At 59.6% G+C, this 10,462-nt stretch carries 8 protein-coding genes, 1 tRNA gene, 1 other RNA gene and 1 pseudogene; 1 reads left to right on the top strand and 10 read right to left on the bottom strand.

Translation table 11 applies throughout. From position 1 onward, the window contains the following. Positions 1 to 57 precede the first annotated feature (57 nt). The 10 genes and pseudogenes from AAFH99_RS00955 to rpsU form a co-directional block, all read right to left on the bottom strand. A pseudogene (locus tag AAFH99_RS00955) lies at positions 58 to 183 on the bottom strand (IS256 family transposase); the annotation flags it as partial. A 446-nt stretch (positions 184 to 629) separates the two neighbouring features. Further along, the gene (locus tag AAFH99_RS00950) at positions 630 to 710 is read right to left on the bottom strand and encodes a DUF2200 family protein (RefSeq protein WP_406829158.1); all 81 of its coding nucleotides are present in this window, start codon (positions 708 to 710) and stop codon (positions 630 to 632) included. Positions 711 to 847: 137 nt separating this feature from the next. Continuing rightward, positions 848 to 924, bottom strand: a tRNA-Ile gene (locus AAFH99_RS00945). Positions 925 to 1,024: 100 nt separating this feature from the next. Then, positions 1,025 to 2,941: an autotransporter outer membrane beta-barrel domain-containing protein gene (locus AAFH99_RS00940; protein WP_406828402.1), complete on the bottom strand. Its 1,917-nt coding sequence runs from the start codon at positions 2,939 to 2,941 to the stop codon at positions 1,025 to 1,027. A 214-nt stretch (positions 2,942 to 3,155) separates the two neighbouring features. Next, positions 3,156 to 3,545: a diacylglycerol kinase gene (locus AAFH99_RS00935; protein WP_043319596.1), complete on the bottom strand. Its 390-nt coding sequence runs from the start codon at positions 3,543 to 3,545 to the stop codon at positions 3,156 to 3,158. Between the two features lie 134 nt (positions 3,546 to 3,679). After that, entirely contained in the window at positions 3,680 to 5,554 is a 1,875-nt protein-coding gene (gene rpoD, locus AAFH99_RS00930; RefSeq protein ID WP_043319595.1) for an RNA polymerase sigma factor RpoD, read from the bottom strand. 357 nt (positions 5,555 to 5,911) lie between these two features. After that, on the bottom strand, positions 5,912 to 7,924 hold the full coding sequence (dnaG, locus tag AAFH99_RS00925) for a DNA primase (protein ID WP_043319592.1): 2,013 nt from the start codon (positions 7,922 to 7,924) through the stop codon (positions 5,912 to 5,914). 34 nt (positions 7,925 to 7,958) lie between these two features. Then, a non-coding RNA gene (locus AAFH99_RS00920) (sX9 sRNA) lies at positions 7,959 to 8,033 on the bottom strand. 60 nt (positions 8,034 to 8,093) lie between these two features. After that, positions 8,094 to 8,537, bottom strand: coding sequence for a GatB/YqeY domain-containing protein (locus AAFH99_RS00915; RefSeq protein WP_043320466.1), 444 nt, complete (start codon positions 8,535 to 8,537; stop codon positions 8,094 to 8,096). 214 nt (positions 8,538 to 8,751) lie between these two features. Beyond that, entirely contained in the window at positions 8,752 to 8,967 is a 216-nt protein-coding gene (rpsU, locus tag AAFH99_RS00910) for a 30S ribosomal protein S21 (protein ID WP_043319591.1), read from the bottom strand. Positions 8,968 to 9,383: 416 nt separating this feature from the next. On the opposite strand from rpsU, the gene tsaD reads away from it, so the two are divergent. Next, complete coding sequence (tsaD, locus tag AAFH99_RS00905; protein ID WP_051687215.1) at positions 9,384 to 10,439, top strand: tRNA (adenosine(37)-N6)-threonylcarbamoyltransferase complex transferase subunit TsaD; 1,056 nt, start codon at positions 9,384 to 9,386, stop codon at positions 10,437 to 10,439. Positions 10,440 to 10,462 lie beyond the last annotated feature (23 nt).

Raw genomic sequence — 10,462 nt, 5'->3', positions numbered from 1 at the left:
ACGTCGGGGTAAAGTTTTGAGAGGTTTTAGGGGGTTCAAAACTCTGTGCCAGCCGTATAGTCTGACGTGTTTTTCCAAGCGATCCGGGACGTGAGTCGTCAGTTGTGATAGCGTGAGGTTCTAGTTCTGAAACGGGTGCGCCCAGCGCTCAGAAGCTTTGAGTATTCCGGCGCTCAGCAGCTTGGGAAAAAACGGGTCAAGTCTAGACATAACAGTATTTCGACATGGCTGGTCGGTGCGTTTGGCGATATAACGCCAGTACTGAATACGGAAAGCGTAAACCAGGCTAGCGCAGAAGCCTACTACACCGTTCTCGCCATGGACGAGCGCGGCAATGTCACCGAAACCCGCTACCTCGGCAATGTGGAGAAGTCACCAATCCGGATGGTTCCAAAACCCTCAAGCGCTACCTGCACAAAGACCACCTGGTTCGGCCTGATGGCCTTGGGCTCGTTTTTCTCCGGCGATATTCTCAGCGCCTACCGATGGAATGCCGTGCCCTGGGATTCTTTTGCGCCGCTGGTAATTACCGTGTTCGCGCTTGCTGTTTTGATTCTGCGAAAGAACTCGGAAAGGTGCAGGCTGCGTAGTGTTTCAATAAGCGTGCGCAGTAGCGTGGAAGCGTCACGCTACTGCCGCAGGATCTTTTCCATCGCTTTGCCCTTCGCCAGCTCGTCAATCAGCTTGTCCAGATGGCGAATTTTCCGCATCAACGGATCCTCTACTGCTTGTAATTCAGAGGAGATTGGTGGGCCTTCCTGGACTTGAACCCAGGGCCTGCCCGGTTATCGGGTTGAGAGGTGAGTCGGCATCCGACGGGTTCGAAGCGCGGAGCTTGGGGTAAAAATGGTGGGCCTTCCGGGACTTGAACCCAGGACCTGCCGATTATGAGTCGGATGCTCTAACCAACTGAGCTAAAGGCCCCCACAGACGCTCGCAGGGTCCTGCGAGCGGGATGGCAAAGTACTCGATTTTTTCCGTGAAATCAACGCTCTGTCGCGCCTGTAGCGGCGTGCCGCCTGCCTTACCAGGCCCAGTTGAAGCCCAGGTTGGCATTGGCGCCGGACCAGTCCAGGTTGTCCAGGGAGCGCTGGTAGCCAATGTTCAGGAAGGCGCTGCCATACTGGCTTTCCAGTAGCACAATGCCCCCACCGAGCTCTCCCCAGGTGGCCTGGCGATCCAGGTTGGTTTGCACGTTTAGATCAAACAGCAGCTCGTCATTACCGCCAAGTGTGTGCCAGAGGTTGCCGAAGAGGTAAAAACGCAGATTGCCGTCCAGCCAGCGACTGTCCAGATTGTAGCCGCGGATACCGGCGCGGAAGTTCGCTTCCGGGGTCATATCCGGCTCCACTCTGGAGACGCCATCCTGATATGCGCTCAGGTTGCTGTAGTTCACTACGGCCTGTAGTTGCGGCTCAATATTGAAGGCCTCGGTGGCTTGCCAGGTAAACCCCTTTTCGATCGACAGGGTCAGCTGGGGGCCGGTAATGGTGTCGCCGATACCCCGTGAGGATTCACTCTCAAGCTTCAGATAGGCGACCTTGGCAGTGAAATCAAAGTAGCCCATGTCCGGGCGGTAGTCATTGAAGTAATAGCCGATGTGGTGACTGGTCAGCTGGTTGTGGCCAGCGCTGTAATCGATAAATCCGCGAGCAAAACCGGTGACATCGCCACTCGCCCGTGTTGACCCTACAAACAGGCCCATTTCCCGCGCGCCGCCGGTGCAGGTGGGCGCGGACCAGAGGTTGGTTCCCAACTGAAAACCACTGATGTCGCCGTCGAAGCGGTTGTCGATGTCGCCGTGCCAGTCGTAGTCGGCGCGCATATGGTGCACGCGAATCCAGTCTTCGTTTATCCCGTCAAACCAGCTGCGCTGCTCGCCACGCCTTTTGTGGTAGCTGCCGATTTCCTGCAGGGATGTCAGGCGTGCCAGAGATTTCGCCTGGGCGTAGAGGGGGATTTCCGGGCGGTAGATGCGAACCGGGGTATTGCCTGATTGGGCCGCCAGGGTGTTGATGGCACTGATCTCGGCGGGGGCGGCCGGGCTCTCGCTGCTGGTGGAAATACTGTCGGTGCCGGTAAAGGCCAGAACGTCGTAGGGCTCTTCGATCCCCTGAGATGGGGAGGGGGCATCACCGGGGAGTATGGTGGAGCGCAGGTACCAGTTGTCTGCGTCTTCCGGGGAGGTGGCGCCGCGGAACAGGAAGTATTCATAGGGGCCGGCGGATACCGAGCCGTTCATGGAAAATGCGTTATGGCTGGTGGTGGCGCCGTTCAGGGCTTCTACCACAAGGATACCGTTCTGGGTTTCCGCGCCGTGGCCGGCGAGACGATTGAATATCAGCCGGGTTTGGCCACCGGCATGGCCGCCGTGCAGTACCAGTCTGTCGGCGAGGCTGTCATCGCCCTCCGCCACCATATCCATGTAAATGGTACCGCTACCCCAATAGTCTCCATGGATCGTCAATCGATTGGCGGTGCTGCCGCGCATGTCGATAACCCCCCGATTGGTAAGGGTTAACGGCTGTCCATTGTATGGTGTGAGTGCGCTACTGAAGTAGGGGAGTAACAGGGCGCTGGTGCTATCGAGATGCAGGTGGCCCGGGTGCCCGCCGGCGTCTCCGAGTACCAGTGGCGTATCCAGTGTCAGTTGCGCGCGGTTCCGCAGCCGTATTGACTCCCAGTGTTGCAGGCGCGAGGGATTGTCGAGGGAAATGTTGTGTAGGGTCAGGGTGTCGACCCCCGGCCCGCCGTCGATCAGTGCGTTACCGTGGCGACTGGCACTGTGCCTGTTGGTCAGGGTATACGTGTCGTTGTCGCTACCCAGCAGTAGCTGGCTGTGGAGGCCGGGCGAGAATAGCGCGCTGGTGAGCGCCAGTGGGGTCATCAATGAGGGTTTGGCGCCGGCGAAAATGCCGCGAGCCAGTCGCAGAGTCGACATGCTTCCGTCCCTGAATCTTATGGCTGAGCGCAGATCCGTTGCACTCTTTTGGGGAAGTACCTAGTGGTACGTCGGTACCAATAGTTTAGGTCGGAGAAGGGCTGTCTGTCGGGGCTTGCGGCTATTGGTCGCGAATATTGACGGGCAAACCAGCGTCGTCACCCGCCTGTAACCAAGGCTGTGGCCGCAGGCGGTTTTTCGTGTTCCGTGGTATTCAGGTAAGCCAGTGGGGGAGCAGGATACAGGCCCAGGTAGTTATCCACAGCAGCAGGGAGATGGAGACCGCGGCGGAACCGGTATCCTTGGCGATTTTGGATAGCGGGTGTTTCTCCGGGCCTACGCGATCCACCACCGCTTCCACGGCACTGTTCAACAGTTCGACAATCATCACCAGCAGGGTGACGCCGATCAGCAGTGCGCGCTCAACGCCGGTTTCGCCGAGCCACAGTGCAGCGGGTATCAGGAAAATAGCGAGGGAAACCTCCTGGCGGAAGGCGGCCTCGTTGCGCCAGGTGGCGATCAGGCCCTGGCGGGAGTACTCGGTAGCATCGATCAGGCGGGAAATACCGGTTTTTCCGGGCTTATTCACAAACTGTTCTTCCATTGCTCTGCAAAAATCTCCATCGGTTTATGTGTGGTCACTGGACGTTGCCGGGCTTCATCGGTTTGCAATAATTCCGACATCCACAAAAAAGCCCGGCGAGCCGGGCTTTTTCATTATAGACCGAGTAACAAGGCTTACTCGTCGAGGAAGCTGCGCAGGTGCTCGGAACGCGAGGGGTGGCGCAGTTTGCGCAACGCCTTGGCTTCGATCTGACGGATACGTTCCCGGGTAACGTCGAACTGTTTGCCCACTTCCTCGAGGGTGTGGTCGGTGTTCATATCGATACCGAAACGCATGCGCAGTACCTTGGCTTCCCGCGCGGTCAGCCCGGACAGCACGGAGCGGGTGGCATCGTGCAGGCCGGTGGACGTTGCGGTGTCGATCGGGGAAGACTGGTTCTGGTCTTCGATAAAATCGCCCAGGTGGGAGTCTTCATCGTCGCCGATCGGCGTTTCCATGGAAATCGGCTCTTTGGCGATCTTCAGGACTTTGCGCACTTTGTCTTCCGGCATTTCCATGCGCTCGCCCAGTTCTTCCGGAGTAGGCTCACGGCCCATTTCCTGCAGCATCTGGCGGCTGATCCGATTGAGCTTGTTGATGGTCTCAATCATGTGTACAGGAATTCGGATGGTGCGCGCCTGGTCGGCGATCGAGCGAGTGATCGCCTGACGAATCCACCAGGTAGCGTAAGTGGAGAACTTGTAACCGCGACGGTATTCAAACTTGTCCACTGCTTTCATCAGGCCGATGTTGCCTTCCTGAATCAGATCCAGGAATTGCAGGCCACGGTTGGTGTATTTCTTCGCGATAGAAATTACCAGACGTAGGTTGGCCTCAACCATTTCTTTCTTGGCGCGGCGGGAGCGGGCTTCGCCGATGGACATGCGGCGGTTGATCTCTTTGATCTGACCGACATCCAGTTGGGCTTTGTCTTGCGCCTGCTGTAGTTTGCGCTGAGCGCGCTGAATCTCGTCGACGACCTGACGCAGTGCGTCGGAGTAATCGCGCTTTTTCTTGATGATCGCGGGGATCCAGTCAAGATTGGTTTCGTTGCCGGGGAACTCCTTGATGAAGGTCTTGCGCGGCATGCGGGCACGCTTGATGCACAGGTTCATGATCAGGCGTTCTTGCGCGCGCACGTCATCGAGGATGCTGCGTACGGCGTTGTACAGCGGGTCGAACTGGCGCGGTGCCAGTTTGAAGAAGCGGAACACTTCACCCACGGCTTCCATGGCCTCGCCGGCCTCTTTGGAATCGCGGCCGTGCTTCTTGACGGCAGCATCTGCTTTCTTCTGTGCGGCGATCAGCGCGTTCATGCGCTCAGCCAGTTCTTCCGGATCGATGCCGCCGACGTTTTCCTCTTCCTCGGTAGAGTCGTCATTGTCGTCATCGTCGCCGTCGGACTCGTTATCGTCGTCCTTGTCGTCGGGCTTGTTGGCTTCTGCGGCCTGGCCAGCCTGGGCACCCGGGGGGACTTCGTCGGCGGGGTCGAGCCAGCCGGCGATGACGTCGGGGATGCGGCGCTCTTCTTTCTCGATCAGCGCATATTCGTCGATGATCTGCTGTACCGCGCCTGGCCAGTAGGCGAGTGCAGCCATCAGCTCACGCAGGCCTTCTTCGATGCGCTTGGCAATGGCGATTTCGCCTTCCCGGGTAAGCAGCTCTACGGTACCCATTTCGCGCATGTACATGCGCACGGGGTCGGTGGTGCGGCCTACGTCGGATTCTACGGCGGCAAGTGCGGCGGCGGCTTCGGCGGCGGCGATTTCGTCAGCGGAGCTATCGCCTTCGGCCATCAACAGTTCTTCGGCATCCGGTGCTTGTTCAAACACCTTGATACCCATGTCGTTGATCATGCCGATGATGTCTTCCACCTGATCGGGATCGGAGATGTCCTCCGGCAGGTGGTCATTCACTTCCGCATAGGTGAGATAGCCCTGCTCTTTGCCGCGGGCAATCAGTTCGCGAATGCGGGAGGTGGTTTTTTGCTGCTGGGTTTTGTCGGTCATGCACAACCCTGAATTCTGGGGATTGATAGTCGGGACTTTTGTCTGGACAAAGACGCGGGATTATAGCGTATTTGCGATAGCAATAACCACTGTGACTGTCAAGGCAGAAGGCGTGGTTCAGGGTGTCCGGGCGCGCTTGTCTTTGGCTTCCCGCCGCTTTGGGCGGCGGGTCAGTCTATATGGTGATGGCGCCTTGAAATTCAAGGGGTAGATTTGAATTGCTTTTGTGGCGGTGCCGCTACCGGGTATGCCTTTGTGAGACACGCCGTGAACCCGTCCCTGGGGGCTCTGCACCGCCATCCATGGCGGTGAAGGTCTCACAAAGGCATACCCGGTATCAGCACCTTCGCTTCGGCTTTAGTCTTTCTTCGGGCGAAACTGCGCCAGTAGCGCCAGTTGCTCGGCGCTCAGCTGGTTGCCGTTGGTCTTGAGCTGGCCGAGCAGTTCCCGCTTGCGCTGGCGCTCCGCGGCGAGCTCCAGGGTGCGCAGGCAGTCACTGAACTCGGTGTGGGGGTCGTATTCCAGCACCTGGCCCTGGCCGCCGATGATCGGGTGGCTCATGGCGAGGCGGGGCAGCAGTTCGCGGGCTTCCTTGCTTTCCAGGTTCATCAGGCGACCGAACAGCTGGTTGCTGTTGAGCGCCGGGTTTTTGTGCAGTACCTGAAGAATTTCCCCAAACAGCTGCAAATCCGCGTCATCACTGTTCTGGAAGCGGCTGCTGTCGTCAATCAGCTCCGCCAGCTGGGGGTGGTGCAGCAGCAGGGCGATCAGCATGCGCTCGGCGGGCAGGCGGTACTGTCCGCTGCGCCGGCGGGGCGTGTTGCCCGGGCCGCGGTCGTCCGGGTAGTCCGGTGGCGGCGCGGTATATTCGTCTTCAATCGGGGGGCCGTCGTAGGCTTCCGCGGGGGGTATTTCTTCGCCGAAATGGGGGGCGGTGGGTTCGCCGGGCTGCGCCATCGCGGCGGGCCCGGGGGCCTGCTTCTGCGCCGGTTTTGGCGCGGGCTGGGCCTGGCGGGCGAGCTCCGCACTGCGGGCTTTTTCCGCAGCGATGATTTCTTCCAGCATGTCCTGTTCGAGGCCGGTACGCCGCGCCAGTTGCTGGAACATCAGTTGGCGGTAGACGCCTTTGGGCAGGAGGTCGAGCAGCGGCGCGGCGGCTTTCGACAGGCGTGCGCGGCCGTCCATGGTCTGGATATTGATGCCCTCACCCAGCAGGTCGAACAGGAAGTCCTCCAGGGGGCGGCCCTGTTCGTCGATCAGTTTGTCGAAGCGCTCGCCGCCAATCTGGCGCACCAGGGTGTCCGGGTCTTCCCCTTCCGGCAGTAACAGGAAGCGCAGGCTGCGGCCGTCCTGCATATGCGGTAGTGCAGCTTCTAAGGCGCGGCGGGCGGCGGTGCGGCCGGCCTTGTCGCCGTCGAAGCAGAACACCAGTTCCTGGGTATGACGGAAGGCCAGTTGGATATGGTCTTCGCCGCAGGCGGTGCCTAGGGTGGCCACAGCGCAGCGGATATCGAACTGGGCCAGGGCCACCACGTCCATATAGCCTTCCACCACGATCAGTCGCTTCAGCTCGCGGTTGGCCTGGCGCGCTTCCCACAGGCCGTAGAGCTCACGGCCCTTGTGGAAGATCGGGGTTTCCGGGGAGTTCAGGTATTTCGGCTTATCGTCCCCCAGCACCCGGCCGCCGAAGGCGATGGTGCGTCCCCGCTGGTCGCGGATGGGGAACATGATGCGGTTGCGGAAGCGGTCGTAGTGGTGGCGCTTGCCCGGTTCCGTCTTGCCATCACTGTCCTGGCGGCGGATAGCGAGGCCGGCCAGCTCCAGCTGCTCCGCTTTCTCCGAACTGGTGCCCAGCTGGTTGAGCAGATTGTCCCACCCGGGCGGGGCCAGGCCGATGCCGAATTCCTTGCACACAGCGCCGGAAAGACCGCGGTTTTTCAGGTAAGTGATGGCCGGGGTGGAGACCTTGTGGTCCCGGAGTTTTTCCCGGTAGAAGTCGGCGGCTTTCTCGGTGAGTTGATAGAGAGACTGGCTCTCCTGCTGGCGTTTGATCTGGCCTGCATCGAGTTTTTCCCGCGGGACTTCCAGGCCCAGGCTCGCCGCGAGTTTTTCGACCGCTTCCGGGAAGGGCAGGCGGTCGTACTCCATCAGGAAGCCGACCGCATTGCCGCTGGCACCGCAGCCGAAGCAGTAGTAGAACTGTTTGTCCGGGCTTACGGTGAAAGAAGGTGTTTTTTCGTCGTGAAACGGGCAGCAGGCGGAATAGTTTTTTCCGGTCTTGCGCAGTTTGACCCGGCTATCGACCACCGGAACTATGTCGGCGCGGGCCAACAGGTCGTCGATAAAGTACTGCGGGATCTTGCCTGCCATAAATAATTACTAGCCTATTTAAACCACTGAGAATCGCTGCAAAACGTAGCGAGCGGGTGGCTGGCGGTGGCCGCCGGAGCGCAGGAAGCGGAGTGTACAAGTAGTACATGAGCATTCCGAGCACCGCCGGACGCCGTCAGGCGCCCGCGCAGTAGTTTTGCTGTGATTCTCAAAAGGCGGCTTTGACGAGCTTACTCACCGCACCCATATCGGCGCGGCCCTGCACCTGGGGTTTAACCAGTGCCATCACCTTGCCCATATCCGCCATGCTGCTGGCACCGGTTTCCTGGACAGCGGCGGTGACGATTTGCTGGATTTCCGCTTCGGACAGCTGCTCCGGCAGGAAGTCCTGGATCACGTCGATTTCCTGCTGCTCCACTTCCGCGAGCTCCGGGCGGCCCGCTTTCTCGTACTGGGTGATGGAGTCGCGACGCTGCTTGGTCATCTTATCCAGCAGGGCCAGGATGCGCGCGTCGTCCAGCTCGATACGCTCGTCCACTTCTACCCGCTTGATCTCCGCATTGATCAGGCGCAGGGTCGCCAGGCGCGCTTTGTCGCGGTTCTTCATGGCGTCTTTGGTGGCGGTGGAGAGGGTTTCCTTGAGTGTGCTCATCGGGTGTCGTCCGTTCTGGTTGCGGAAGTAAGAATTCGGGTTCAGGCGGCTAAGCATAGCGCCTGTGGAGGTGCTGCTGAAGTGGCAGCGTTTTGGAGGGGGCTCCAGAAATAGAAAACGGCGCGCGAGGTAGCCTCGGGCGCCGTTTCAGATCGCGAACCGCGTTCGCGTCAGCGTGCTGTGAGCGAGAGACCGGACTCAAGTCCGGTAAAACTCAGTAGAGACGCTGGAACTTGCGGTTTTCGCGCTGCAGTTTTTTGGCGTGACGCTTAACAGCGGCAGCAGCCTTGCGCTTGCGAACGGAAGTGGGCTTCTCGTAAAACTCACGACGACGTACTTCGGAGAGTACACCGGCTTTCTCGCAGGAGCGCTTGAAGCGGCGCAGAGCGATGTCAAATGGCTCGTTGTCTTTGATGCGTACTGATGGCATTAGATTACCTGTAAAATTGTTTCTCTCGGCCAAAATCCATAGAGCATGGCTCGTGTGGATCTGGTGGGGCCTATCCGGCTAACGTTGATCTCGCAGATCAGGCCGGAGGCCGGTTCACAGCGAGGGCGCAAATTCTATACAGATGATTTGGCCTTCGCAAGCCTTGTGGACCTAAACCCGTCAATCAAGTGTGACCCGTTGAAACATGCCGGCCATAGGGCACCGGGGTCGGTGGAGGGTTGCTGGAAAGGCAGGTAAATATAGTCCTGATTTCCCCCGCCCGCCGGGCCGTACGGCGGATTTCTGGTCCATCTGAGAGTATGATAGCGCCCCCGCAACCGGGTCCGAATCGGCAAAATGTCCGTTTTTGTGGTCCGCCCGGTTAATTTTCAATTTTTGAGGAAATATCCGGCACCGTGCGAGTACTCGGCATAGAAACTTCCTGTGATGAAACCGGCGTCGCCCTGTACGACAGTGAGCAGGGTCTGCTCGGTCACACTCTTTATAGTCAGGTGAAACTGCACGCCGATTACGGCGGCGTGGTGCCGGAACTGGCCAGTCGTGACCATGTGCGCAAACTGCTGCCGCTGGTGCGCGAGGTGATGGCGCAAAGCAACACCAGGCCGGAACAGATCGACGGTGTCGCTTATACCGCCGGCCCCGGCCTGATCGGCGCGCTGATGGTGGGCGCCTGTGCCGGCCGCGCCATTGCCTACGGCTGGGATGTGCCGGCCATCGGTGTGCACCATATGGAAGGCCACCTGCTCGCGCCCATGCTGGAAGAGAATCCGCCGGAATTTCCATTCGTGGCGCTGCTGGTTTCCGGTGGCCATACCCAGCTGGTGGACGTACAGGGGTTGGGCCAGTACGAATTGCTGGGCGAATCTCTGGATGATGCGGCCGGCGAAGCCTTCGATAAGGCCGCGAAGATGCTGGACCTCGATTACCCCGGTGGCCCGCGCCTTGCCGCACTGGCGGAAAAGGGCGATCCGCTGCGTTTTACCTTTCCGCGCCCCATGACCGATCGCCCGGGGCTCGATTTCAGCTTTTCCGGTCTGAAAACCTACACGCTCACCACCGTGCAACAGCACGCACTGGAGGACGGGCTGCCGGATGAGCAGACCTGCGCGGATATCGCTGCGGCATTCCAGGAGGCGGTGGTGGACACTCTGGTCATCAAGTGTCGTCGTGCACTCAAGCAGTCAAAGCGCAAAACCCTGGTAATTGCCGGTGGCGTATCCGCGAATAAGTTACTGCGCCAGCGCCTGGAAGCGCGCCTCGCCGAAGATGGCTGCAGCGTGTACTACCCGCGTCAGGAATTCTGTACCGACAATGGTGCCATGATTGCCTACGCCGGCTGTTTGCGACTGCAGGCCGGGCAGCAAAGTGACCTTGCGATCGATGTGCGCCCCCGTTGGCCACTGACTGAATTGACCGGCGCCCTCGACGCAACCTCGAAACACAATAAATAGCAGCGGAATAAAAGGAGACAGCT

This window comes from Microbulbifer sp. ARAS458-1, assembly GCF_045348205.1.
GTDB lineage: Bacteria > Pseudomonadota > Gammaproteobacteria > Pseudomonadales > Cellvibrionaceae > Microbulbifer.
This window is presented reverse-complemented; position numbering and strand designations above follow the sequence as displayed.

Bases quoted from the DNA above. Each gene is read 5' to 3' on its own strand.
- AAFH99_RS00950 (WP_406829158.1), bottom strand. From the start codon at position 710: ATGCGGAAAATTCGCCATCTGGACAAGCTGATTGACGAGCTGGCGAAG.
- AAFH99_RS00940 (WP_406828402.1), bottom strand. From the start codon at position 2,941: ATGTCGACTCTGCGACTGGCTCGCGGCATTTTCGCCGGCGCCAAACCC.
- AAFH99_RS00935 (WP_043319596.1), bottom strand. From the start codon at position 3,545: ATGGAAGAACAGTTTGTGAATAAGCCCGGAAAAACCGGTATTTCCCGC.
- rpoD (WP_043319595.1), bottom strand. From the start codon at position 5,554: ATGACCGACAAAACCCAGCAGCAAAAAACCACCTCCCGCATTCGCGAA.
- dnaG (WP_043319592.1), bottom strand. From the start codon at position 7,924: ATGGCAGGCAAGATCCCGCAGTACTTTATCGACGACCTGTTGGCCCGC.
- AAFH99_RS00915 (WP_043320466.1), bottom strand. From the start codon at position 8,537: ATGAGCACACTCAAGGAAACCCTCTCCACCGCCACCAAAGACGCCATG.
- rpsU (WP_043319591.1), bottom strand. From the start codon at position 8,967: ATGCCATCAGTACGCATCAAAGACAACGAGCCATTTGACATCGCTCTG.